Genomic DNA, 24,542 nt, shown 5'->3' with positions numbered 1-24,542 from the left:
AAATTTAGTTATTTTTGCAGAATGGCATGGTTTGAAACTTGGTTTGATACCCCTTATTATCATATTCTTTATAAAGACAGAGATTTTGCAGAAGCAGAGAACTTCATCACTCTATTAATCAACTACTTAAATATTCCGAAAGATTCGAAAATTATTGATCTGGCTTGCGGAAAAGGAAGACATTCTGTGTTTTTGAACAAAATGGGTTACGAAGTTTTGGGTTTGGATTTATCAAAAGAAAGCATTTCCTATAATAAACAGTTCGAAAATTCAAATTTAAAATTTGAAGTTCATGATATGCGGAATGAAATTTTCCGGGAAATATCAGCGGAAAAAGCAGATGCTGTTTTTAATCTTTTTACCAGTTTTGGGTATTTTGATGATGAAAACGATGATCGAAAAGTTTTTCAATCTATTTCAAATGTTTTGGGAGAAAATGGTTATTTTGTATTGGATTTTTTAAATGCAAAATGGGTGGAGAATTCTTTAATTGAAGAAGAAATCATTACGAAAGAAGGAATTAATTTTACGATTAAAAAGAAAATTGAAAACCAAAACATCATTAAAGACATTTATTTTAATGATGCTGGAAAAGACTATCATTTTTATGAAAAAGTAAAATTGCACACTTTAGAAGAAATTAGTGATTATGCCGCAGAATTTGGTTTTGAAAAAGTTCAAATTTTCGGTGACTATCAACTGAATGATTTTAATTTAGAAAGTTCACCACGTTGTATCAACATTTTCAAAAAGAAAATCCAAAATTAAAATAAGCAAATTATGATTAGTATTTTATTAATTCTGAGCGTTTTAATCGGGGTTTTTCTGGGGAAATACTTTGGTGATCGGGAGAAATTTGCAAAAAGTCTTTTGATTGTAAGTGCTGGTTTTTTAATTACCATTTGTTTAAATGAGGTTTTCCCAGAAGTATATTCGGGAGATCATCACAACATAGGACTTTGGGTAATTGGTGGTGTTCTACTGCAAATGTTACTAGAAAATTTAACCAAAGGTTTCGAGCACGGACATTTTCACCATCACACAGAAGGAAAGAATATTCTCCCTATGGCTTTGATGGTTGGCCTTTTTATTCACGCATTTTTAGAAGGAATTCCTTTGGCGAATGAAGAAGTAATCTTGAGTCCTTATTTAACAGGAATTTTGGTTCATAACATTCCAATCTCATTTATCCTGGGTGCTTTTTTGGTGAAGAATAAAAAATTCTCGGCTTCGGCTTTTTTAATTATTGCAATTTTTGCTTTGGCATCACCATTGGGTTTAGTCTTAGGGAAATACTTTAATCCCGATCTAGAAGTTTATTTTCTAGCTTTAGTTGGTGGGATTTTCCTCCATATCTCATCGGTAATTATTTTCGAAAGCAATAAGAATCATAATGTTGATTGGCGCAAAATCGGTTATGTGACTTTAGGAGTTTTATTAGCAATGACTGGACATCTTTTTCACAAACACTAAAAATCTTAAAATAAAAAATGGCTCCAAATTAATTGGAGCCATTTCTATATTATTTCTAAATTTCAATCAATTAAAATTTCCAACCAAGGGTAATAAAGAAGTTATCTTTTTTATTTTTAACAGTCGAAACTACCGCTGCATCTGAATCTACAATATAATTATCAGAAAAATATCCAGTATTACTGGTTGCAGAACCTCTTAAAAATGGACTTTTATAATCTGAACTCAAATTTTGGTAAGCAGCATCAATATAGAAAGATTTAAAATCATAACCAATACCAGCTCCGATTGTCGTTCTTTTTCCTACAATTAAATTATCGAAAGAAGTATTGGTTGCTGTTCCATTATCCGAGAATGCTGAAATATTCATTGAATCAAAAGGGCTTGAGGCAAATCCATATCCACCTCTTAATCGCAAGGCAGCGATTCTATATTCCGCACCAATTTTAACTTCAGACAAAGATTTTGAATGATCGCTGAAGAAATTATTCAATTCTCTTTCTGCATCTCCGTAAACTTTATATTTTGGTTTGGTTAATCCTAAACTATAATCAACGTTGATTGCAAAGTTTTTATTAGGAACATATGCTGCACTTACCGTTGCTTTCATTGGAGTAGAAAGGTTTCGATCTTCCGTGTAAGTTCCGTCTGTAGGATTATCATATTCGTTATAAACTCTTGCGATACTCCACCAAGTTGGTGTTTCCACTGATGCTCCTAATCTGAATTGCGGATTAATTTTTCCGATAACTCCAACTGAAGCAGAAAAACCTGTTGATGATTCTGAGAATGGGGTGTATTGCTTGTCATAAACGCTTGTACTACCATTTAAACTAGAAGTAAACGCTGCAGAATCATACTGATCGATGGCTGCAGAGTGAAAATTCAAACCTGCTCCAACGTAAATTCTATTGTCATAATTACCACCAACTGCTACACTCATTTTAGACACATCACCGTATCGGTTATAGGCGTGACCAGATAAAGCCACATTATCTATTAAAGCATTGGTGCTGTCATAAATATCAAAATTAACATTATTATTACCAGGAGTTTCAGAATAATCCTCAATAGATTGATTTGAATAATTTACGCCGATGTTTACAAACTTCCAAGGCGTAGATCCATCTAATTGAAAAGCCATAACACCACCTACATTACTAAGATCCGTTTTATTAATGGTGTAATCAAGTGATTTTCCTGCTAACGAAGTTGAGTTGTTATTTTTCTGAATAGATAAAGTTCCTGACATTTCACTCGTAATGTTAACACCTATCCCAGCTGGATTAGTATTCATTACCGAAAAATCCCCACCTAAAGCACCCATCGATCCAGCCATGGCATTATATTTAGCAGTACCAGTTGATGATGAGTTTGAATAAACATCTGCGGTATTTCTATTGGTAGAAATATCCTGTGCATTTGCGAAGTACGCCGCGGCTATACCTAAAATTATAAAAGACTTTTTTATCATTTTTTAAAATATGCTTGTATTAAAAATTATCGTCTAAAACCTCCTGATGATCTGGTTGACCCAGAATTTGAACTTGAACCCGACGAACCATTACTAAAACCACCTCCTGAATTACCAGATCTTCCGCCATCATTAGAGTTATTTCTGGTGGGTTGGTTATAATTAGGCATTTCTTGGCGAGGCGAATTATTTTGTCTAGGCTCTGTATTGTACCTTGGTTCTGTATTTTGTCTCGGTGCATTATTTTGTTGCGGCGTATTCCTATAACGCTGTTGCTGCTGCTGAGTCATCGTTCCCGATTGGTTATTATATCTCGGTCTAGAATTCTGCTGCGTATTATAACGTTGACTATCATTTCTAAATCCAGCATTTTGGTTGGTATTTGATCTTACTCCATTTGAACCTGTTCTAAAACCAGAACCATCTGAACCACTTCTTTTCGTTTGAAAATGCGGTGCATTGTAGCTGTTGTATCCTCCATAACCGTATCCATTATTTCCGTAATAAGGATTGTAACTTCCGTAGTAAGGATTATAATAACCATAAGGATTGTATCCATAATAAGGACTGTAAGATCCGTACCCGTAGTAAGGACTTATATACCCGTAGAATGGGCTATAGCCAAATCCCCAAGGATTATAATAACCATTAAACCCCCAAGAAGATCCAAATCCGAAACTCATCCCAAATCCATATCCTGAATACATTCCGTAAGGATATCCCCAAGAATCATTATAATAAGTTTCGGTTCCTGTAAAATTCCCCCAGTCAGAACTTTGGGAATCTTGCCAGTTTTGATTTCTATTGTCGGAGTTCAAATATCTATTTTCCTGGTCATTATTTTGATAATCATAATAGTTACCAACTTGATTTCCATTGTTCATTACAACACCTTCTGGGATGGTATCTTTATTAGGATCATAATAAACTCCATCTGTCTCACTATATCCACCCATTGTCGCACCACAAGAAGTTAAAATAAAACCTCCTAATAATGCTAAAACCGCTTTGGACTTTAGCAATTCAATTGTTTTTTTATAAGTAATTTTTTTCATGATAAGGTGAAAAAGTTTTAATTTGATTTATATTTGCACTTTGTACCAAAATTATACCAACTGAAGCGGTAAAATTTTGAGTAAAAATAACCTTTTTAATTTAGATATTAAAAGTACCTGTAAGTTAAATCAATAGATAAAATATATAATGGCAAAGATTACTTCGAGAGGAGAAGATTATAGTAAATGGTATAATGAATTAGTTGTTAAAGCTGACTTGGCAGAGAATTCTGGAGTTCGTGGCTGTATGGTTATAAAACCATATGGTTATGCAATTTGGGAAAAAATGCGAGATGAAATGGATAAAAAGTTTAAAGAAACAGGCCATCAAAATGCCTACTTCCCTCTTTTTATTCCAAAAAGTTATTTCGAAGCAGAGGAACAAAATGCAGAAGGATTTGCAAAGGAATGTGCAGTTGTAACGCACTATCGTCTTAAAACCGATCCTAACAATCCTAAGAAATTAATCGTAGACCCAGAAGCTAAATTAGAAGAAGAACTAATTGTTCGTCCAACTTCTGAGGCGATTATTTGGAATACCTATAGAAATTGGATTCAATCTTACCGTGATTTGCCAATCCTTATTAATCAATGGGCCAATGTGGTTCGTTGGGAAATGAGAACCCGTTTTTTCTTGAGAACAGCAGAATTTCTTTGGCAAGAGGGTCACACTGCACATGCTACAAAAGAAGAAGCAATTGAAGAAACTGAAAAAATGATTCATGTTTATGCCGACTTTGTGGAAAACTTTATGGGCATCCCTGTAATTAGAGGTATTAAAACCGCTTCAGAACGTTTTGCAGGAGCAGATGAAACATATTGTATCGAAGCTTTAATGCAAGATGGTAAGGCTTTACAAGCCGGAACTTCACACTTTTTAGGACAAAATTTCGGAAAAGCTTTTGATGTGAAATTTACCAATAAAGAAGGCAAAATAGAACATGCTTGGGGAACTTCTTGGGGAACATCTACCCGACTGATTGGTGGTTTAATAATGACGCATTCAGATGATTTAGGTCTGGTTCTACCTCCAACTTTGGCACCGATTCAAGTGGTAATAGTACCTATTTTTAAAGGGGAAGATCAATTAAATCTAATAAATGAAGTTGCATTTGAAATTCAGGATAAATTAAAAGCAAAAGGTATTTCTGTGAAATATGACAATAGAACTGAAAATAAACCAGGTTGGAAATTTGCAGAATATGAATTGAAAGGAGTTCCCATTAGAATTGCAATAGGTGCAAGAGATTTAGAAAACAAAACTGTAGAAATCGCAAGAAGAGATAATTTAACCAAAGAAACTCAACCTCTTGAAAATATTGAGGTTTATATCGAAGAATTATTGAAGACGATACAGAAAGATATTTATGCAAGAGCATTACACCACAGAGATTCTCATATTACTTCTGTTGATTCATATGAGGAATTTAAAAAAGTTTTAGAAGAAAAAGGTGGATTTATTTCTGCGCATTGGGACGGAACCGCGGAAGAAGAAGAGCAAATTAAAAATGAAACAAAAGCAACAATCCGTTGTATTCCTTTAAATAATAAATTAGAAGATGGCATTTCTATGATAACAGGAAAACCATCAATTCAGAGAGTAATTTTCGCTAAATCCTATTAAATATTTGTCTTTTTATAAGATTTTATAAAATGTTAATATTATTATAAATTATCTAATTGATAAGTTTTTGGACTAAACTTTGCTTATATTCGATTAATTAACTTTAAAATTAAACTATTATGGCATTAAACATTATTGATCTTATCAAAGGACAATTAGGACCAGCGCTAATTTCACAAGCTGCTTCACAATTGGGAGAAAGCGAATCTGGAATTTCGAAAGCAATTAGCGGATTACTTCCCGCAGTAGTTGGAGGTTTGGCAAATAATGCGGATAAACCTGGAGTTCTTGACGCGATAACTGGTGCATCTTCCAGCGGAATACTTGGTAATTTGCTAGGAGGTTCAGCAAACAACTCTCTAATTACAACAGTTTTAACTGCTATTTTTGGGGATAAAATTGGAGGTATTGTGAATGCAATTTCAACCTATTCGGGTGTAAGCAACTCTTCTTCTAGTTCATTATTAAATATGGTGACAGGAGCAACTTTAGGTTCTGTGGGAAAATATGCTGCAGATAATAATATTGGCGCCTCAGGAATAAAAACCTTATTGCAAGATCAAAAAGGAATTGTTTCTTCATTATTACCAGCAGGACTTTCTTTAGCCTCTTTAGGAGTCGGAAATATGTTTGGTGGTCATGATACTGACAAAGTAAAAGTAACTTCTTATGATGAACCAAAAGTAGAAGTAAGCAGAGGCGGAAACACCCACTCAACTGCAGTTCCTAGCAATAATAGCGATGGTGGAGGATCAGTATGGAAATGGCTATTGCCACTTTTACTATTAGGGGTAGCTGGTTGGTTCTTGTGGAACAACTACAATAAAGATAAGAAAGATGAAGTTGTAACAACGGATAACACAGAAATGGTTTCAGATTCTGCATCGACGATGGTAAATGATAGCGCTGCAATGATGCCAACAAAAGAAGTTACAGACATAGACCTCAATGGTAAAATGATCAAAGGATATGCAAATGGAATGGAAGCATCAATGATCACTTTCCTAAAATCTGATGGTTACAAGAATGCAGATGATGCTTCTCTGAAAGATACTTGGTACGACTTCGATAATGTGAACTTTAAAATTGGTTCTGCAACAGAATTGGAGCCAGGATCTGAAGGTCAAGTTCAAAACCTTGCTGAAATCTTAAAAGTTTATCCAGATGCTAAAATCAAGATTGGTGGTTATACAGATAAAACAGGAGATGCCGCTAAGAAAAAAGAATTGTCTCAAAAAAGAGCAGACTTTATCAAAGCTGAATTAGGTAAATTAGGAGTAGCAGCACAGGTTGTTGGTGCAGAAGGTTACGGAAGCGAATTTGCAAAAGTACCTGCTGAAGCATCTAACGACGAAAGAGCTGCAGATAGAAAAATGGCTGTACGCTTTACTAAATAATCAATATTCAAATCAAATATTTAATCCCGAATTTTTTCGGGATTTTTTTTATTTCTTAATGTTTCATAAAAATTATTTATTTATTTTTGTTAGACAAACCTAACTTTAGTGAGCGATTTGAAAAGGCCGTGGAGAAGAGAAAAACACGCTAACTCCTTACCTGAAGTTTTCTCTTCTATTAATATTCCGAAAGACGCTGGCTTTTGGAGAAAACTATTTGCGTTTGCAGGTCCAGGTTTAATGATTGCTGTTGGATATATGGATCCCGGAAATTGGGCGACCGATATTGCAGGTGGAGCAAAATTCGGTTATACGCTGCTTTCTGTAGTTTTAATTTCGAATCTTTTCGCAATGGTTCTCCAGCATTTATCTGTGAAATTAGGAATTGTTGCAGAACGGGATTTAGCACAGGCCTGTCGTGACCACTTTAACCCAACAACAAATTTCGTTCTATGGATTCTGTGTGAAATTGCAATCGCTGCCTGTGATTTAGCAGAAGTAATAGGATCAGCAATTGCGCTAAATCTACTTTTCGGAATTCCTTTAACTTGGGGAGTCGCTATAACAATAGTTGATGTCTTCATCATTCTTTTCCTTCAGGCAAAAGGTTTCCGGGTTATTGAAAGTATCGTCGCAGGATTAACTTTTATAATCTTAGGAAGTTTTGTTTACGAAATCATTTTAAGTAAACCAGATATTTTCCCGCTTCTTAGTGGACTGGTTCCCCAAAAAGAAGTACTCACAAATCCGTCAATGTTATACATCGCGATTGGTATTCTGGGTGCGACTGTAATGCCTCACAACTTATATTTGCACAGCAGTATTGTACAAACTCGAAACTACGAAAGAAATCACGAAGGCAAAAAAGAAGCGATAAAGTTCGCCACCATAGACAGTACAGTTTCTTTATTTATCGCATTTTTTATTAATGCTGCCATTCTAATTGTTGCCGCCGCAACTTTCCATACTACCGGCAATAAAGACATTGCAGATATTCACGATGCTCATAAAATGCTCGCACCAATTCTGGGAACTACTTTTGCCAGCATTTTCTTTGCAATTGCTTTATTGGCTTCCGGACAAAATTCTACTTTAACAGGAACTTTGGCCGGCCAAATCGTTATGGAAGGTTTTCTTAATATTCGATTAAAACCTTGGTTAAGAAGATTGATTACAAGAACAATTGCCGTAATTCCCGCTTTAATTGTTACCATAATTTATGGCGAAAAAGGAACGACCGATTTACTCGTCTTAAGCCAGGTAATATTGTCGATGCAGTTAAGTTTTGCCGTCGTTCCATTAGTAATGTTTACCAATTCCAAATTAAAAATGGGAGAATTTGTAAATAAACCTTGGCTCAAAACTTTAGTATGGATTATTTCTGGTATTATTCTTATCCTTAATCTTGTATTACTCTATCAGACATTTATTGAAATATAACCTCACCTTTTAAGTTAAAATGTGCCGAAATGTCCTAAAGTTCCTTTTGGCAAAATCTTTGTGAAAGGTTCGGTATAAAATTTAATATTATGTCAGACAACAAAGATATTCAGGAAGAAAACTTAAATCCGCAAGACGATCTTACGCAGAATGCTCCAGAAGAAACTACTGAAAACATGACAGTAGAGCCATCAGCAGAAGACCTTTTGGCAGAAGAAAAAGACCGTTATATTCGGCTTTTTGCTGAATTCGAAAATTATAAGAAAAGAACGACCAAAGAAAAAATGGAATTCTTTCAATATGCGAATCAGGATATGATGATTTCTATGTTGGATGTTTTAGATGATTTCGAACGTGCTTTAAAGGAAATTGCTAAAAACGGAAATGAAGCCGACTTAAAAGGCGTAGAGTTAATTTATCAAAAATTAAAAAATAAGTTAACTGAGAAAGGTTTAAAAGTAATTGATGTTAAAGCCGGGGACGATTTCAATGTTGATTTCCACGAAGCGATTACACAAATTCCTGCACCTTCAGAAGATTTAAAAGGTAAAATCGTAGATGTGATTGAAACAGGTTATCAACTTTCTGACCGTGTTATTCGATTCGCAAAAGTGGTTACTGGAAACTAAAACTTAAAAAATCAACTTATATAATTCAGTCTTTATTGTAGTCATAAAATGACGATAAAAATGTTTGGATTAAAACGTAATAAGTTGCTCAAGTAAAACAAATTACAAATATTTTCAGTTATTAATCTGAAATTCACGAGAAAATTATGTCAAAAAGAGATTACTACGAAATTCTGGAAGTATCTAAAAACGCTACAGCAGAGGAAATAAAGAAAGCATATCGTAAAATGGCTATAAAATTTCACCCAGATAAAAATCCTGGTGATAAAGCCGCCGAAGAAAAATTTAAGGAGGCTGCAGAAGCGTATGAGGTTCTAAGTGACGCAAATAAAAAAGCCCGTTATGATCAATATGGTCACGCCGGAATGAATGGTGGTGGCGGATTCGGTGGCGGAGGCTTCGGTGGCGGTATGAACATGGACGATATTTTCTCTCAATTCGGTGATATTTTCGGCGGACATTTCGGCGGTGGCGGCGGTCAGCAAAGACAACAGTTGCGTGGAAGTAATTTGAGAGTAAGAATCAAATTGAATCTTGAGGAAATGGTAAATGGTACTCAGAAAACCATTAAAGTGAAAAAGATGAAGTTAGCTCCAGGAGCGACCTCTAAAACTTGTAACACTTGTAATGGATCTGGAGTTCAGGTGAAGGTAATGAATACCATGTTCGGCCAAATGCAAACGCAAACGCATTGTGGAACTTGCCAGGGAATTGGTAAAGTTGCCGATAAAATTCCGGCGGGCGCGAACTCACAAGGTTTAATTAAAGAGGACGAAGAAGTAACCATCAATATTCCGGCAGGAGCAAGAGAAGGGATTCAGTTGAATGTTCGAGGCAAAGGAAACGATGCACCATTCGGCGGAACCCCGGGAGATTTGCTTGTTGTTGTAGAGGAAGAAGTTGACGGAACCATCAAACGTGAAGGTGATAATCTTCATCAGGAATTGTATATTTCTTTTGCTGAAGCGGCTTTGGGAACTCATAAAGAAATCCCAACCGTTGGCGGAAAAGTTAAAATAAAGGTGGATGCAGGAACGCAATCCGGAAAGATTTTAAGACTTTCTAAAAAAGGTTTACCGAGCATCGACAGTTACGGAACCGGAGATATGTTTGTTCACATCAATGTTTGGACGCCGCAAAATCTTTCGAAAGAACAAAAGGAGTTTTTCGAAAAACAATTGGCAAATGGCGAAATGCAAGCGGAACCATCTGGAAAAGAAAAAACATTCTTCGAAAAAGTTAGAGACTTATTCGATTAAAAATGAAAAAAGAGATTTCGAAAGGAATCTCTTTTTTATTATACTATTTTGTTAAAGGCTTAAGATTTATTCGTTTTTATATTTAGCATCACGCCGCCATCTACCAGAATGTCTGTTCCCGTAATAAACCGTGCCTTGTCGCTGACTAAAAAATGAACGACATCTGCGATATCTTCAGGTTTGCCATTTCTTTGTAGAGGAGTTGCTTTTTTAATCATCTCCATTCTTTCAGGATGTTCTTCTGCTGCTTTCAAAGCCATAGGAGTCTCGATAACTCCGGGAGAAACACTTACAATTCTTGCTCTTTTGTGTCCCCATTTATTTGCATTTTTCTGCGTAAGTAAATGAACGCCACGTTTTGCAAAATTGTACATTACATCTGAACTTCCGCCAACAAACTGACTCACTGTTTCGAAAGAACCAGACTCTTGTGGATTCATTAACGCCTTATCATATTCTGCGTTTGGTGAAACATCATGTCCCATCATCGAAGAAAGCAGCACAGCAACAGAATTTTCAGTGGCTAAATCATAAAATGCGTCAACCAATATTTCCGAGGCAACCAAGTCAATATCATATATTTCTTTAGATCCTTCACGGTTCCACTCACTCCGGCAGTATGCACCAATGCTTTAAAAGAACCATTTTCGGCGGTGAATTTTACCAATTTTTCAACATCATTTTTGTCGGTGATATCGCAGGAGATACCCACTGCATCATATCCTTCTCCTTTCAATTGTTAAACTGCTCGATCAACCAAATCCTGAGAATAATCGGTGATAATTAATTTTTTATTTTTAAAGGTTTTTGCGCAAGTTGAACCAATTCCACCCGCTCCGCCAGTAACTACGATAACATTTTTTTGAGAATCCATTTTGAGACTTTTTAAGTTAATGAGGTATTATTGTGTTTACTAAATTACTTAAAGTTCTTGACAACTTTACTGAAAGTCACATGATTTAATTCTCTATTTAAATTTTCATTTCAAAATTAAAATTAAATGGTAAGAATTATCGTCTACCTTAAAAATTGCGATCTAAATAATTTAGAAACTAATCAGGTTTTTAGCGATTTTTAAAACTGCAAAATAGAAAATTCTGCGTGGTACCGAATGGCGTTTGATGGTCTTCTAAAACAGAATTTATCTTATCAAAATTATCCTCAAAAGTTGAAGTCAATTTTTCTTCACTGTATTTACTAATTTCTAAACCGCTGCATTTTAAAGGTCCATTCTGAGAAAAGGTTCCCATGATTAAAAAGCCATCTACAGAATTTTTTACAATTGATTTATATTTTTCGATTTCGTTCTCGGTTGTTAAAAAATGAAAAGCAGCGCGATCATGCCAAACGTGATAATTTTCTGTAGGTTCAAAATCCAAGATATCGCTGACAATCCAGGTTACTTTTTTTGCTTTTTCACCTAAACGTATTTTTGCTTTCTCCAGGGCTTTTTCAGAAATATCGAGAACAGTAATATTTTCAAAACCTTGGTTTAATAAATGATCAACCAACTTGCTGTCTCCTCCACCGATGTCTATGATTTTCGCAGATTTATCTAAACCAAATGAATGAATAAAAGCCAAAGAAGTTTTCGGAATTTCCTGCGTCCAACTTACTTCATCCGGGTTTTTGGTTTCGTACACGGTTTCCCAGTGTTTCTTTCTCTGTAGATTCACTTATGTCTTATTGAAGTTAAATTTATTTACTTTTAGAAAATTTCTCTTTAAAAATTAAAAATCATTTTGCTATAAAGTAAAGACCAAATGTAATCTTTATTTCGAAATTTTAAATCCTAAATTCTCAACGGTTTTCTTCGCAATATTGTGATCATTCTCCCCACTTCCACCACCAGAAATCCTGATGCTTCCAATCAAATCGCCATCTTTAAAAATAGCCATTCCGCCACCCAACATTAAAAGTTCCGGTAAAGTATTAAGGTTGAGGGCATCGGTACTTTTAACCGCATTATTCATTACATCCCAAGAGGCGGTTTTGGTAGAAAATGAAGTGTAGGCTTTTCTGCGAGACGCTTCTGTATTGTGAGGTCCAACATTATCGCCTTTTAATAACAATAAAACAACTCCGGAATTATTCAAAACTGCAACCGCAACTTTCTTGTCTAATTTTTGGGCTTCCGCATTGGCTTCTTTTGCTAACCTTAATGCTCCTTCCTGCTTTAGGGAACTTGATTTTTCAACATATTGAGCAGATAACATAACGCTCATCACTAATAATTAACATACTCAAGATGCTTTTTTGATATTCATAATTTACATTTCAATTTGAAAAAGTAAAACTACGTTATTACCACAAAATCGGAATAGTAATAGAAAAATTCTCAAGATAGATAAAAAGAATATCGATCTTATAAAATAATTAAGCATTATACTGAGGCAAATAATAAGGTCTATCATTCCCCAATTTCTTTTAAAATCACTACTTTTGTGCTTCATTAATTTTTAAATAAAAAATCAAATATAATGGCAGAAAAATCTAAAATCGTCTACACGCTGACAGACGAGGCGCCAATGCTGGCAACTCATTCCTTTTTACCTGTTGTACAAGCGTTTACCAAAACTGCAGACATCGAAATTGTACCAAAAGACATTTCACTTGCTGGAAGAATCTTGGCAAATTTCTCAGAATATCTGAAAGACGATCAGAAAGTAGAAGATGCCCTGGACGAACTGGGTCAACTGGCAACTACTCCGGATGCAAACATTATTAAACTTCCGAATATTTCAGCCTCTGTTCCACAGTTAGATGAAGCCATTGCTGAATTACAAAAACACGGTTTTGCTCTACCTAATTATCCGGCTGAACCGAAAAATGCAGAAGAAGAAAAAATTAAAAACACCTATGCGAAAGTTCTTGGTAGTGCAGTAAATCCAGTTCTACGAGAAGGAAATTCTGACCGTAGAGCACCAAAAGCAGTTAAGAATTACGCAAAAGCAAATCCGCACCGAATGGGCGATTGGTCTGCAGATTCTAAAACAACTGTTGCCAATATGACCAGCGGAGATTTTTATGGGACTGAAAAATCAGTAACTGTAGAAAATGATTCGCAATTTAAAATTGAGTTCTTTGGAAATGATGGTTCTGTAAAAGAACTGAAAGGACTTTCACCTTTGAAAGCCGGAGAAATTATTGATTCATCTGTTATGAGTCTTTCTTCGTTGAAAGGTTTTGTTTCTGATGCAATGGCAGAAGCAAAAGCAGCGAATGTTCTTCTTTCCGGACATTTAAAAGCAACGATGATGAAGGTTTCTGATCCAATTATTTTTGGAGCAATTGTAGAAACTTATTTCAAAGATGTTTTCGCAAAATATAAAGACACTTTCAACGAATTAGATATTAATCCAAACTTCGGATTAGCCACACTTTTCGAAAAAATTTCCGGTCATCCAAAAGAAGCAGAAATTAAAGCGGATATCGCCAAAACTATTGAAAACGGACCAAGAATCGCGATGGTAAATTCCGATAAAGGAATTACCAATTTCCATGTTTCTTCTGATGTTATTGTTGATGCTTCTATGGCGGCTTTAATTAGAGGCGGCGGTAAAATGTGGAATGCGGAAGGAACAGAAGAAGATACTGTTGCCATGATTCCGGACAGATGTTATGCAGGTTTCTACCAGGCGACAATTGACGATATGAAGAAAAATGGTCCACTTGATCCAAGAACAATGGGTTCTGTTCCAAATGTTGGATTGATGGCTCAGAAAGCAGAAGAATATGGTTCCCACGACAAAACATTCCAATTGACGGCAGATGGAACGGTAAAAGTTTCTGATGCTGATGGAAATGTATTTATGGAACAGTCGGTTCAGGCTGGCGATGTTTTCAGAATGTGTCAGGCAAAAGATGCACCGATTCAGGATTGGGTAAAATTGGCCGTGAACAGAGCGAGATTATCAGATACTCCAGCAGTTTTCTGGTTAGATGATAAAAGAGCGCACGACCGTGAAATGATCAAAAAAGTTGAGAAATACCTGAAAGATTACGATACAAATGGTCTTGATATTCGCATTATGAATATCGAAGATGCGATGACTTTTACTTTAGAAAGAATTAGAAAAGGTTTAGATACGATTTCAGTTTCCGGAAATGTATTGAGAGATTATTTGACTGACCTCTTCCCTATTTTAGAGTTAGGAACTTCGGCAAAAATGCTTTCGATCGTTCCGTTAATGAATGGTGGTGGATTATTTGAAACCGGAGCGGGAGGTTCTGCACCGAAACATATCGAACAATTTATTCAGGAAGGATATTTGCGTTGGGATTCTTTAGGAGAATTCATGGCGTTACAGGCGAGTTTAGAACATTTGGCTCAAACTCAAAATAACGAAAAAGCGCAGATTTTAGCAGATGCTTTAGATGTGGCAAATGAGAAATTCCTGGCGAATGATAAATCACCGTCCAGAAAAATCGGTTCTATCGACAACAGAGGTTCTCACTTCTACTTGGCGATGTATTGGGCAGAAGCATTAGCAACACAAACGAAGAACGCTGAAATGGCAGCGATCTTCGCTCCAGTGGCAAAAGCGATGGTCGAGCAGGAAGCAAAAATTAATGAAGAGTTAATTGGGGCGCAAGGAAAACCGCAGGATATTGGTGGATATTACCAACCAAACTTTGTAAAAACTGATGCAGCCATGAGACCTTCCTCAACTTTGAATGCAATTATTGATGGAATTTAATTAAATTATTAAAATCCGTTTTTAAGTATATGAAAACACTCTCCAATTCGGGGAGTGTTTTTGTATTATAAATCAGCATTTTACAATGAGAATAAATTTCTTACTTTTGTTTAAACTAAAAATTATAACCATGAAAAAACTAATGATGACGACCGCAGTCCTAATGCTTGTCGCGTGTTCCAAAGAGGAAAAAGTAAAAGAAGAAAAATCTGGCGGACTTTCTGAAATGATCACCACTGCAAAAAACTATAACAAGGTCAGTAGTTCTATGCAGGATGTTACCAAGAATATTGAAAATTTAAAGAATATTCCACCACTGACGAATGACGAATTGAAAGCCGTCTTACCTGAACAATTATTGGGCTTAAAAAGAAGAGAACTTACCGTTGGTGACAATGCCATGATGAATTTATCTACGGCAGAAGCAAAATATGCAGACGACAATAATAAGAGAATTAAAGTAGAAATTATCGATGGTGCCGGAGAAACAGGCAGTGCAATGGTTTCTATCATGATGATGGGTCTGAATGTAAATAAAGAAAAAACGACCGAAACCGGTTTTGAAAAAAGTACTGAAATCAATGGAGTAAAATCTATTATTTCTGAAGATAAAAACGGAGACAGAATTAATTCTAAAATTCAGACCGTCTTAAAAAACCGTTACCTCTTGACTTTGAGTGCAGATGGTTTTTCTTATGATGAATTACAAAAAGTCCTGGCAGAACTTAATAATTCTGCTTTAAAGTAAATTTCATTTTTATATAAAATAAAACTTCCTGAATTGCTCGGGAAGTTTTGTTTTTTGAATTCCAGTTGTAAGAACAAATCGAATTTATAATCGTTAAAGATCAACCAGGTTTTGATTTAAATCGCTAACCATTTTATTAATTTGCTTTATATATTTTCCATAATAATTCTCCGACCACCAACTTCCAATTCCTAATATTAATGCAGTGGTTGAGAAAAATAAAATAAAAGGAGCATAATGCATTATCAAATTTTCATCAGTGAAGAAGTTGCGTTTTTCTAATAGTAAAAAAAATATGCCCATGAAAAACGGAACGCTTGCTACATAATATGATTTGTAAAGTTCAACGTTTAGTTTTAAATCATACTTGAGTTCCATCAAAGAATGATAAGTATCCAACTGTGGAATTGAAAGTTTTTGATATAATTTATTAAACTTAAAAGTATAATATCCTACTATGAATAAAAATATAAAATACAAAGTCCATCTGATATACTGATTTTCTGTGAACACAGACATTAATGGCAATAAAATCAGCATACTGATTAAATTCATCCAAAATTCCATCAGCATATTTTTACGGATTTTTTCCAGCGGAAGATGAATTTCTTTCTGTTTTTCTGTAGAGATTATAGGTGTTTCAGTCACCTCTTCTTTCTCCCAGATATTTTTTAATTGATCTAATTCCATGATGTTGAATTTAAATAAGTTGTTTTAGTTTTTCTTTTGCACGATTGAGTTTCACTCTTGCGTTGACTTCTGTAATTCCCATATTTTCAGCGATTTCTTTTCCGGAATAATCCTGTAAATAATAAAAAATTAATGCTTTATCGATTTCATTCAATTGCTGAATTGCTTTGTACATTACTGTGAGTTTCTTTTCTTGGTCATCATCGTAATCATCAGCAATAATCTTGAAATTTTCAACTTCATCATTTTGAATGAAACTTCGCTTCTTCTCAGATTTCAAAAATATAATCGCCGTGTTTAAAGCAACTCGATACAGCCAAGTTGAAAACTGGCTTTTACCTTCAAAAGTTGGATACGCTTTCCAGACCTGAAAAGTAATTTCCTGGAACAAATCCTTTTGGTCTTCGAAATTATCCATATACATTTTAGAAATTTTGAAAATCACGCCTTTGTGTTTTTCTATTTTTTCTAAAAATTCTTTTTCCAGTGAAGACATATTTGAGTAATCTAACAAGTTAGTAGCATTTGGATAATTTTGTTACAGAAAACTTTAAATAAAATTTAATAAAGTAAAAACCCTTTCTGCAACAAGCAAAAAGGGTTTTCTATTTCTAAAATTCTTTAATTTTATTTAAAGAAAACTTATAACATTTTCAAATTATTCACTTCCAGATCAGTTAAGATTCTCCAGTGTCCACGTTTGATGTTTTTCTTGGTTAATCCAGCAAACAATACTCGATCAAGTAATTCAACTTCGTAACCTAACTTTGTGAAGATACGACGCACTACTCTATTCCAGCCAATACTCAATTCGATTCCGACTTCATTTTTCGGTTTACCCTCGATGTACGAAATGCTGTCAACTTCGGCAATTCCTTCTTCCAAACGAATACCTTCCTGAATCATATTTAAGTCGGCTCTGTCTAATTTACGATCCAAAGTTACATGATAGATTTTCTTCATCGCAAAAGATGGATGCGTCAATTTCTTCGTCATGTGACCATCATTCGTTAACAAGATTACTCCGGTTGTAGAACGGTCTAATCTTCCTACTGGGAACAATCGGTAAGGCGATGCGTTTGCTACCAAATCCAAAACGGTTTTTCTGGCTTTGTCATCTTTTGTAGTAGAAATATAACCTTTTGGTTTGTTCAATAAAACGTAAACCGGTTTCTCTGGCGTAATTCCCTGTCCGTCGAAAACCACTCTGTCGGTTTTCTGAACTTGGTAACCCATCTCCGTAACAGGCTTCCCGTTTACTTCTACAAGACCTTGCGTGATCAAATCATCTGCTTCTCTACGGGAACAGATTCCTGAGTTAGCGATATATTTATTTAATCGGATTGATTCTTTCGGCGTTTCTTTGGCTAATTTATCAAACCTTCTTTTTTGAACAAAAGAACGTGTTTTTTCCGCTTCATCAACTGGAACGAAAGGTTTCTTATATGGTTTTTTAACTCCAGATTTTGAAGGTCCTTTTTCAAACTTACTGCTGCTGTCGTAAGATTTTCCAATTCTTTTTCCCATTTTACGGGAAGTCGGTTTATCAAATGTTTTCTCGTAAGACTTCGCTTCCGACTGAGACATTAATCTTGGTTCTCTTGGTGCTTTCGGTTCTTTAGGCTCTTTTCTCTCAACTGGTTTTTCAGTTCGCGGACGAGTAGATTTTGTTCCGCGTGGTTTTGGGGAACTTCCTGAATTAGAAATTTTGCTTATGCGTGGCTTCTTATTACCATTACTGTCTCTGCTCATGTTCTGAAAAATTTATCTGCAAAGATAAGGTATTTTTTATTTGTTTAAATACGGCAATGCAATAAGATAGTCCTTAAAATCAATAAACTTCAAAAAAAAGTATTGCTAAATGATCAGTTCACAAACTTAGTAAAATGATTAAACTTGAAACTTAGAAAAAATAGTACTGATGAATTCCATTTGCTAACATTGAAATAATTCCAATAAAAATCCAGATTCTGAGTAAATTCAAATTAGCAAATTTCGAATATTTGGCTCTGTTTAAAACTAAAATAATAGAGCAGATCTGAACGAAAATACTGGCAACAAAATAATAACTCATGATGCTGTGCAAGCCCATTTTCAAAATGATTAATGCAGAAGAAATTTGAGCTAAAATTAAAAGAATTACAATAATTGTGTTTGAAACTTGAGTGCTGAAATAGTTGGGAATGGTATAATATCCGAAAATTTTGTCTGCGTTTTTGGTTAAAGTATCTTTAATAACATCAATAATTAAAAGCATTAAAAAGATAAAAATCGACATTAAAAAGATGTGCAGCGAAAACGTTTTATAGTAAAACAGCATTCCGAAAAAGGGATATAAAGACAAACTCACAAAAGTTAGATTATTAATAATCAATAACTTACTTAATTTATGACTGTAAAACCACATCAAGAACTGATAGATTAAAAAGAAAAAGAAAACCCGCATAGAAATCATTCCCGCAATTCCCAGCGAAAATGTGTTCAGAACAATATAAGCGTAAAGGAAATATTTTTGTTTCAGGAAATTCTGAACTCTTGTTCTGAATGGTTTTGTAACCTGATCCTTTTCCCGATCGTAAAATTGATTGATAATTCCGCCAGCCAGAATGCTTAAAATAGAACAGAAAATAATGCCGTGAACTCTAAAATCAAAGACGAAATTTCTCAAACTTTCTTCTTGATTAAAGAGAAAAAAAGTAGAAACATATAAAGCAAAAGTAAGTAGTAAAGTCACGAAAACCCGCGCGCCCATAAGAAAGGCAATGAACTGTGAAAATCGATAAAATAAGGGATTTTTCATAGACCGTAAGTCACTAACTTCTAAATTAAAATTGAATTTTGATTGGTGGCTTCCGACTTGCGCAATTTATCTAAAACCGATAAATTACTTCTTTATGAAAACCTTCGAGCATTTTTTCTGCTTTCTGATAGTCTTTGGTGAAACCCAAAATATAACCGCCACCTCCACTTCCGCAGAGTTTAAGGTAATACGCATTGGTATCTAAACCTTTTTTCCAGGCATTATAAATACTTTCAGGAATCATTGGTTTGAAATGTTCGTATGCCCATACAGAAAGACTTTTTAAATTTCTGAAAAGTGGCGTCATTTCTTTTTTCAGGAAAGCATCGATACAGGCATTGTTGTAACGGATAAACTCTTCTTTCATCGTTTTACGGAAACCTTCGGTTTTCATTTTTTCGAAGAAGATTTGAACCATTGGTCCAGTTTCTCCAGTCATTCCTGAATCGATTAAGAAAATCGCTCCTTTTCCTTCATGACTTGCTGGCACAGAAACCTTCTCTACACTATCTTTGCTTTCAATAAGAATCGGAAGATTCATGTAACAAATCAGTGGATCAATTCCTGAACTTTTTCCGTGGAAATAACTTTCCATTTGACCAAAAATAGTTCTAAGATTTTTAAGTTCGTCTTTAGAAACCTGCTCCGGCCCGTAACTTTTTAACGAGTATTTTTCGAAAATTGCTGCAACCAAAGCACCTGAACTTCCTACACCATATCCTTGCGGAATATTAGAATCGAAGAACAGACCTTTCTTAATATCTTTTTTGAACTTAGAAATATCGAGTTGAAAAGTTTTCGGAAGTTGTAAATCCTTTAAATATTCTGAATATTTTAAAAGTGATTCATTCGATTTTTCCTCGAAATCACTTTCTAAATCAGAAAACTTCAAAGTTCCTTTATAAAAACTATACGGTAGCGTAAGTCCCTGCGAATCTTCGATAATACCGTATTCGCCGAACAAAAGAATCTTTGCGTAAAATAAAGGGTTGGTCATAATGTAATGTAGTCCATTGATTTACTGTTGCAAATTTACGGAAATTTAATTTAACAACTTCGCAATTAAACAAGCAATTATTAATCCAAAATGAAAAGTTAAAAAAATTAAAAATTCGCTACTTTACTTTATTTACTTTCACCTTCAAAAAACGGATTAACACCAATCCTACAAAGAAAAATGCAGACATCGATAAAGCAGAATATCTCATATTATGATATTGTTCAATCATTGTCGCAAAAATGAATGTTCCAATGATAATCGCTATTTTTTCCAAAACATCATAAAAACTAAAATAGGTTGTATTATCCATACTATTTTCCGGTAATAATTTGGAATAAGTCGAGCGAGACATGGCCTGCAAACCTCCCATCACCAAACCAATAATTCCAGCAATCAGATAGAATTGATATTCTACATTTGGATTTTCCTTGTTGAGGAAATACGCTGATAAACAAGCAACAATCCAAAGAATGATAGCAATTGAAATCACATTTTTATTTCCAATTCTTCTGGACAATCTGGAGAAAATTACGGCTCCAATAATTGCTTCAATCTGGATCAATAACAAAGTCATGATCAGTTTATCCTGTTCTAAATTAATTTCACTTTTGCCAAAAAGCGTCGCCATTAAGAAAATAGTTTGCATTCCGACACTGTAAAAGAAGAAACTCGATAAGAAGAATTTTAAGTTGCGATCTTGAAATAAAGTTCGGCCAACCTTAAATAATTCCCGGAAACTTTGTTTTGCAATATCAAAATAGAAATGAATATTATCGTTTAACACGACCCAAACACCACCATGTTCTTCATGTTTTTTGAAGATGTTTTTATAATTTAAAAGTACCAAATCTTTCGGTAACTGCTCTTTAATATTTCCAAACTGCGGTAAATGTTTAAAGGTATATTGCGCAAAACCAAACCACCATGCACCAGTTAATAGGAAAGAAATTCGGGTGTACATTTTCGCTTGCTCGGCATCTTTCGCAAAAACCTGAATCATTACCAAACAAATAATCACTAAAACTACAGAACCTAAATAACCGTAAACATAGCCTTTTGCAGAAAGCGCATCTTGTTTATCCGGCGTTGCGATATCCGGTAAAAATGAATTATAGAAAACCAAACTTCCCCAGAATCCAACACTCGCTGTAATACTGAAAAGTAATCCTAAAAATACATTCTGCATTCCTGTAAACATCGCTAAACCCATACAGGAAGTCGCTCCCAAGTAACAGAAAAATTGTAGAAATGATTTTTTGTTACCGATCGTATCTGCTAACGAAGATAAAAAGGGTGAAATTAAAACCACAATTAAAAAGGAAATCGTTAAGGAATATCCATAAATCGCATCAGGCTGATATTGTTTTCCAAAAATGGTAATCATGTGACGAACTGGAACTTTAATCCATTGTCCTGTTGCTTCTACAAATTCCGTTTTTTCTGAAGCCGTCGTAAGAATCGAATAATAAATCGGAAAAATAGTTGAAGTGATGACCAATGAATAAACAGAATTTGCCCAATCATACAAAGCCCACGCTTTCATGATCTTTGGATTATTCTTGATATTTGGAGTTTGTAGAGATTCGTTTTCCGACATGTGTTAAGTAATTGATTGAACAAAAATAACAAAACCATTAAGAATCTACTGAAAAAATCACTAGTTATTCTTAATGGCTTGATTTAAAGACTGTTAAATATTTTATAGGTTTTCAATAACAATTGCCGAAGCGCCACCGCCACCGTTACAAATCGCTGCCGCACCGTACTTACCGTTGTTTTGCTTCAAAATATTAATTAAAGAAACAATAATTCTGGAACCTGAACTTCCAAGTGGATGACCTAAGGAAACCGCTCCACCGTTCACATTTACTTTGGAACTGTCTAATCCTAAAATTTTATTATTTGCTAAACCTACTACAGAAAACGCTTCATTAAATTCAAAGAAGTCGATATCTGAAATTTCTAAGTTTGCTTTTTTCAAAGCGATTGGTAACGCTTTTGAAGGAGCCGTTGTAAACCATTCAGGTTCGTGAGCGGCATCAGCATAACTAACGATTTTTGCTAAAGGTTTTAAACCTAATTCGTCCATTTTTTCTTTAGACATTAAAATCAAAGCAGATGCACCGTCGTTTAAAGTTGAAGCATTAGCAGCCGTTACTGTTCCATTTTCTTTTTGGAAAACCGTTGGCAAAGTTCCGATTCTATCAAAGTTTACAGATTTGTATTCTTCATCTTCAGAAAAAATAACTGGATCTCCTTTTCTTTGTGGAATCTCAACTGAAACAACTTCGTCTTTAAATTTACCTTCGCTCCAAGCCTTTGCTGAACGTTTGTAAGATTCTATAGCGAAGTTATCCTGATCTTCTCTGGTTAATCCGTACTCAGCCGCACATTTTTCTGCGCAAACTCCCATATGAACTTTATTGTAAACATCTGTTAAACCATCCAGAACCATTCCGTCCGACATTTTAACATCACCTAATTTCGTAGCATTTCTTGCATTATAATAATGAGGAACAGAAGACATGTTTTCCATTCCACCTGCAACGATCACGTCTTGATCACCTGCTTTAATGGATTGTGCTGCCATCATTACTGCTTTCATTCCTGAAGCACATACTTTATTAATCGTAGTTGCCGGAGTGTGATTTGATAAGCCCGCTCCCATTGCAGCCTGGCGTGCCGGTGCTTGACCTTCACCTGCTTGCAGTACATTTCCCATATACACTTCCTGAACGTGTTTTGGGTCAAGATTTATTTTGTCTAGCGCACCTTTAATTGCAGTTGAACCTAATTTAGTTGCTGGTACTGAAGCCAGACTTCCTAGAAAACTTCCCATTGGAGTTCTTACTGCTGATACGATGAATACTTCTTTCATTATGTAGATTTTATATTTTTAAAAGTACGCCAAATTACAAAAAAAAACACACTTTGAAAAAAGTGTGTTGTATTCTTTAAAAAATTAATGTCTTAAATCTGCGACCTCTTCAGGATGATGTTTGTGCTTAAATAATATTGCAAATAATACGGTAACAATCAATGCATAAGCAGCAAATATATACCAGGAAGTCTGCCAACCTGCAAGTTGAGCAAGAGGATCAGTTTGTGAAAACACATAGTGATTTACAACTTCCTGTGCGGCAAGCATTCCGATTGTAGCACCGAAACCATTGGTCATCATCATAAAGACGCCCTGAGCGCTGGATCGAATGCTTTTATCCGTTTCTTTATCTACGAACAAAGAACCTGAAACATTGAAAAAATCAAAGGCAATACCATAAACGATCATAGACGAAATGAATAGCCAAACCCCAGTTCCTGGATTCCCTAAACCGAAGAGACCAAATCTTAAAACCCACGCAAACATCGCCATCAACATTACTTTCTTAATACCAAATTTCTTTAAGAAAAAGGGAATCAACAAAATACATAAGGTCTCAGAAACCTGAGAAAGGGAAATTAAAGCGTTGGCGTGATTTGCACCCCACGTATCGGCGTAACCAGGAATCTCTTTGAAACTTGTAATAAAAGGATTAGCATATCCATTTGTTATTTGAAGTGAAACTCCCAGTAACATGGAAAATATAAAGAAAATAGCCATCTTTTTGTTTTTAAAAAGACTAAATGCTTTTAGACCCAAAGCGTCAGAAACGCTCATTTTCTCTTCTTTTTTACTGGTCGGACACTGTGGCAATGTAAATGAATATATAAAAAGAATAATCCCAAGAATTCCGGAAATATAGAACTGCGTATAACTGGCCTGATGACCTGTAAAATCAACAAAAAGCATCGCTAAAATAAAACCAATCGTTCCAAAAGTACGTATGGGTGGGAATGCTTTTATCGTATCAAAATTATTTTTAACCAATAATGCGTAGGCCACAGAATTAGAGAGTGCAATCGTTGGCATGTAGAACATCACACTTAAACTGTAAAGGGTAAACAGTTTAGAAAATTCGACATCAGCACCAGCGGTCATTCCATAATATCCTGCGGCTATTAAAAAACTGGCTGCCAAAAAATGACATATTCCCAAAAGTTTTTGGGCCTGAACCCATCTGTCTGCTACAATACCCATTATCGCCGGCATGAAAATCGAAACGATGCCCTGAGTTGCATAAAACAATCCTATTTTAGAACCCAGCCCTACGGATCCTAAATAATTTCCCATAGAGGTTAAATAGGCACCCCATACTGCAAATTGTAGAAACGATAATACAGTAAGTCTTAATTTTAAATTCATAATAGTATGA

Annotated in this window: 24 protein-coding genes; 9 read left to right on the top strand and 15 right to left on the bottom strand. The window is 34.9% G+C overall.

Annotated elements, in window-relative coordinates; translation table 11 throughout:
- The first annotated feature begins 21 nt into the window (after positions 1-21).
- Positions 22-768, top strand: a complete 747-nt coding sequence (locus tag PUH65_RS09860; RefSeq protein ID WP_305519833.1) for a bifunctional 2-polyprenyl-6-hydroxyphenol methylase/3-demethylubiquinol 3-O-methyltransferase UbiG — start codon at positions 22-24, stop codon at positions 766-768.
- 12 nt (positions 769-780) lie between these two features.
- A complete protein-coding gene (locus PUH65_RS09855) occupies positions 781-1,473 on the top strand; it encodes a ZIP family metal transporter (protein ID WP_305519832.1) in 693 nt (230 codons plus the stop codon).
- 70 nt (positions 1,474-1,543) lie between these two features.
- Here PUH65_RS09855 and PUH65_RS09850 read toward each other — a convergent pair whose 3' ends face one another.
- On the bottom strand, positions 1,544-2,947 hold the full coding sequence (locus PUH65_RS09850; RefSeq protein WP_305519831.1) for an OmpP1/FadL family transporter: 1,404 nt from the start codon (positions 2,945-2,947) through the stop codon (positions 1,544-1,546).
- Positions 2,948-2,973: 26 nt separating this feature from the next.
- Positions 2,974-4,002: a prolyl-tRNA synthetase gene (locus PUH65_RS09845; RefSeq protein ID WP_305519830.1), complete on the bottom strand. Its 1,029-nt coding sequence runs from the start codon at positions 4,000-4,002 to the stop codon at positions 2,974-2,976.
- Positions 4,003-4,150: 148 nt separating this feature from the next.
- On the opposite strand from PUH65_RS09845, the gene proS reads away from it, so the two are divergent.
- From proS to dnaJ, 5 genes are all read left to right on the top strand, one after another.
- Positions 4,151-5,626 carry a proline--tRNA ligase gene (gene proS, locus PUH65_RS09840; protein ID WP_305519829.1) on the top strand — a complete coding sequence of 492 codons (1,476 nt, stop codon included), beginning with the start codon at positions 4,151-4,153 and terminating at the stop codon, positions 5,624-5,626.
- A gap of 119 nt (positions 5,627-5,745) precedes the next feature.
- Positions 5,746-7,023, top strand: coding sequence for an OmpA family protein (locus PUH65_RS09835; RefSeq protein WP_305519828.1), 1,278 nt, complete (start codon positions 5,746-5,748; stop codon positions 7,021-7,023).
- Between the two features lie 108 nt (positions 7,024-7,131).
- The gene (locus PUH65_RS09830) at positions 7,132-8,463 is read left to right on the top strand and encodes an Nramp family divalent metal transporter (protein ID WP_305519827.1); all 1,332 of its coding nucleotides are present in this window, start codon (positions 7,132-7,134) and stop codon (positions 8,461-8,463) included.
- Positions 8,464-8,552: 89 nt separating this feature from the next.
- Positions 8,553-9,092 carry a nucleotide exchange factor GrpE gene (locus tag PUH65_RS09825; RefSeq protein WP_305519826.1) on the top strand — a complete coding sequence of 180 codons (540 nt, stop codon included), beginning with the start codon at positions 8,553-8,555 and terminating at the stop codon, positions 9,090-9,092.
- A 146-nt stretch (positions 9,093-9,238) separates the two neighbouring features.
- Entirely contained in the window at positions 9,239-10,351 is a 1,113-nt protein-coding gene (gene dnaJ, locus PUH65_RS09820) for a molecular chaperone DnaJ (RefSeq protein WP_305519825.1), read from the top strand.
- Between the two features lie 59 nt (positions 10,352-10,410).
- Here dnaJ and PUH65_RS09815 read toward each other — a convergent pair whose 3' ends face one another.
- From PUH65_RS09815 to PUH65_RS09795, 5 genes are all read right to left on the bottom strand, one after another.
- Positions 10,411-10,899: an SDR family oxidoreductase gene (locus PUH65_RS09815; RefSeq protein ID WP_305519824.1), complete on the bottom strand. Its 489-nt coding sequence runs from the start codon at positions 10,897-10,899 to the stop codon at positions 10,411-10,413.
- Positions 10,875-11,087: a hypothetical protein gene (locus PUH65_RS09810; RefSeq protein WP_305519823.1), complete on the bottom strand. Its 213-nt coding sequence runs from the start codon at positions 11,085-11,087 to the stop codon at positions 10,875-10,877. The genes PUH65_RS09815 and PUH65_RS09810 overlap by 25 nt, the downstream gene beginning before the upstream one ends.
- Positions 11,088-11,090: 3 nt before the next feature.
- Positions 11,091-11,225: a hypothetical protein gene (locus tag PUH65_RS09805; protein WP_305519822.1), complete on the bottom strand. Its 135-nt coding sequence runs from the start codon at positions 11,223-11,225 to the stop codon at positions 11,091-11,093.
- 190 nt (positions 11,226-11,415) lie between these two features.
- Positions 11,416-12,027 carry a class I SAM-dependent methyltransferase gene (locus PUH65_RS09800; protein ID WP_305519821.1) on the bottom strand — a complete coding sequence of 204 codons (612 nt, stop codon included), beginning with the start codon at positions 12,025-12,027 and terminating at the stop codon, positions 11,416-11,418.
- Between the two features lie 96 nt (positions 12,028-12,123).
- Positions 12,124-12,576: a heme-binding protein gene (locus tag PUH65_RS09795; RefSeq protein ID WP_305519820.1), complete on the bottom strand. Its 453-nt coding sequence runs from the start codon at positions 12,574-12,576 to the stop codon at positions 12,124-12,126.
- 255 nt (positions 12,577-12,831) lie between these two features.
- Here PUH65_RS09795 and PUH65_RS09790 point away from each other — a divergent pair, with 255 nt between their 5' ends.
- Both PUH65_RS09790 and PUH65_RS09785 read left to right on the top strand, forming a co-directional pair.
- Entirely contained in the window at positions 12,832-15,051 is a 2,220-nt protein-coding gene (locus tag PUH65_RS09790; RefSeq protein WP_305519819.1) for an NADP-dependent isocitrate dehydrogenase, read from the top strand.
- 130 nt (positions 15,052-15,181) lie between these two features.
- On the top strand, positions 15,182-15,799 hold the full coding sequence (locus tag PUH65_RS09785) for a hypothetical protein (RefSeq protein WP_305519818.1): 618 nt from the start codon (positions 15,182-15,184) through the stop codon (positions 15,797-15,799).
- Between the two features lie 93 nt (positions 15,800-15,892).
- On the opposite strand, the gene PUH65_RS09780 is transcribed toward PUH65_RS09785, so the two are convergent.
- From PUH65_RS09780 to PUH65_RS09745, 8 genes are all read right to left on the bottom strand, one after another.
- Positions 15,893-16,489 carry a hypothetical protein gene (locus PUH65_RS09780; protein WP_305519817.1) on the bottom strand — a complete coding sequence of 199 codons (597 nt, stop codon included), beginning with the start codon at positions 16,487-16,489 and terminating at the stop codon, positions 15,893-15,895.
- Between the two features lie 10 nt (positions 16,490-16,499).
- Complete coding sequence (locus tag PUH65_RS09775) at positions 16,500-16,985, bottom strand: RNA polymerase sigma factor (protein ID WP_305519816.1); 486 nt, start codon at positions 16,983-16,985, stop codon at positions 16,500-16,502.
- A gap of 146 nt (positions 16,986-17,131) precedes the next feature.
- Complete coding sequence (locus PUH65_RS09770) at positions 17,132-18,241, bottom strand: pseudouridine synthase (protein ID WP_305519815.1); 1,110 nt, start codon at positions 18,239-18,241, stop codon at positions 17,132-17,134.
- Between the two features lie 151 nt (positions 18,242-18,392).
- Positions 18,393-19,289, bottom strand: a complete 897-nt coding sequence (locus tag PUH65_RS09765) for a UbiA family prenyltransferase (protein ID WP_305519814.1) — start codon at positions 19,287-19,289, stop codon at positions 18,393-18,395.
- A 70-nt stretch (positions 19,290-19,359) separates the two neighbouring features.
- Entirely contained in the window at positions 19,360-20,286 is a 927-nt protein-coding gene (locus tag PUH65_RS09760) for a mevalonate kinase (protein ID WP_305519813.1), read from the bottom strand.
- Between the two features lie 118 nt (positions 20,287-20,404).
- A complete protein-coding gene (locus PUH65_RS09755) occupies positions 20,405-21,886 on the bottom strand; it encodes an MFS transporter (protein ID WP_305519812.1) in 1,482 nt (493 codons plus the stop codon).
- Between the two features lie 102 nt (positions 21,887-21,988).
- Complete coding sequence (locus PUH65_RS09750) at positions 21,989-23,167, bottom strand: acetyl-CoA C-acyltransferase (protein ID WP_305519811.1); 1,179 nt, start codon at positions 23,165-23,167, stop codon at positions 21,989-21,991.
- Between the two features lie 84 nt (positions 23,168-23,251).
- The gene (locus PUH65_RS09745; protein ID WP_305519810.1) at positions 23,252-24,532 is read right to left on the bottom strand and encodes an MFS transporter; all 1,281 of its coding nucleotides are present in this window, start codon (positions 24,530-24,532) and stop codon (positions 23,252-23,254) included.
- Positions 24,533-24,542 lie beyond the last annotated feature (10 nt).

The sequence above is a fragment of the Kaistella sp. SH40-3 genome, assembly GCF_030686865.1.
Lineage (GTDB): Bacteria > Bacteroidota > Bacteroidia > Flavobacteriales > Weeksellaceae > Kaistella.
This window is presented reverse-complemented; position numbering and strand designations above follow the sequence as displayed.

Bases quoted from the DNA above. Each gene is read 5' to 3' on its own strand.
- PUH65_RS09860 (WP_305519833.1), top strand. From the start codon at position 22: ATGGCATGGTTTGAAACTTGGTTTGATACCCCTTATTATCATATTCTT.
- PUH65_RS09855 (WP_305519832.1), top strand. From the start codon at position 781: ATGATTAGTATTTTATTAATTCTGAGCGTTTTAATCGGGGTTTTTCTG.
- PUH65_RS09850 (WP_305519831.1), bottom strand. From the start codon at position 2,947: ATGATAAAAAAGTCTTTTATAATTTTAGGTATAGCCGCGGCGTACTTC.
- PUH65_RS09845 (WP_305519830.1), bottom strand. From the start codon at position 4,002: ATGAAAAAAATTACTTATAAAAAAACAATTGAATTGCTAAAGTCCAAA.
- proS (WP_305519829.1), top strand. From the start codon at position 4,151: ATGGCAAAGATTACTTCGAGAGGAGAAGATTATAGTAAATGGTATAAT.
- PUH65_RS09835 (WP_305519828.1), top strand. From the start codon at position 5,746: ATGGCATTAAACATTATTGATCTTATCAAAGGACAATTAGGACCAGCG.
- PUH65_RS09825 (WP_305519826.1), top strand. From the start codon at position 8,553: ATGTCAGACAACAAAGATATTCAGGAAGAAAACTTAAATCCGCAAGAC.
- dnaJ (WP_305519825.1), top strand. From the start codon at position 9,239: ATGTCAAAAAGAGATTACTACGAAATTCTGGAAGTATCTAAAAACGCT.
- PUH65_RS09805 (WP_305519822.1), bottom strand. From the start codon at position 11,225: ATGGATTCTCAAAAAAATGTTATCGTAGTTACTGGCGGAGCGGGTGGA.
- PUH65_RS09795 (WP_305519820.1), bottom strand. From the start codon at position 12,576: ATGAGCGTTATGTTATCTGCTCAATATGTTGAAAAATCAAGTTCCCTA.
- PUH65_RS09790 (WP_305519819.1), top strand. From the start codon at position 12,832: ATGGCAGAAAAATCTAAAATCGTCTACACGCTGACAGACGAGGCGCCA.
- PUH65_RS09785 (WP_305519818.1), top strand. From the start codon at position 15,182: ATGAAAAAACTAATGATGACGACCGCAGTCCTAATGCTTGTCGCGTGT.
- PUH65_RS09780 (WP_305519817.1), bottom strand. From the start codon at position 16,489: ATGGAATTAGATCAATTAAAAAATATCTGGGAGAAAGAAGAGGTGACT.
- PUH65_RS09775 (WP_305519816.1), bottom strand. From the start codon at position 16,985: ATGTCTTCACTGGAAAAAGAATTTTTAGAAAAAATAGAAAAACACAAA.
- PUH65_RS09770 (WP_305519815.1), bottom strand. From the start codon at position 18,241: ATGAGCAGAGACAGTAATGGTAATAAGAAGCCACGCATAAGCAAAATT.
- PUH65_RS09765 (WP_305519814.1), bottom strand. From the start codon at position 19,289: ATGAAAAATCCCTTATTTTATCGATTTTCACAGTTCATTGCCTTTCTT.
- PUH65_RS09760 (WP_305519813.1), bottom strand. From the start codon at position 20,286: ATGACCAACCCTTTATTTTACGCAAAGATTCTTTTGTTCGGCGAATAC.
- PUH65_RS09755 (WP_305519812.1), bottom strand. From the start codon at position 21,886: ATGTCGGAAAACGAATCTCTACAAACTCCAAATATCAAGAATAATCCA.
- PUH65_RS09750 (WP_305519811.1), bottom strand. From the start codon at position 23,167: ATGAAAGAAGTATTCATCGTATCAGCAGTAAGAACTCCAATGGGAAGT.
- PUH65_RS09745 (WP_305519810.1), bottom strand. From the start codon at position 24,532: ATGAATTTAAAATTAAGACTTACTGTATTATCGTTTCTACAATTTGCA.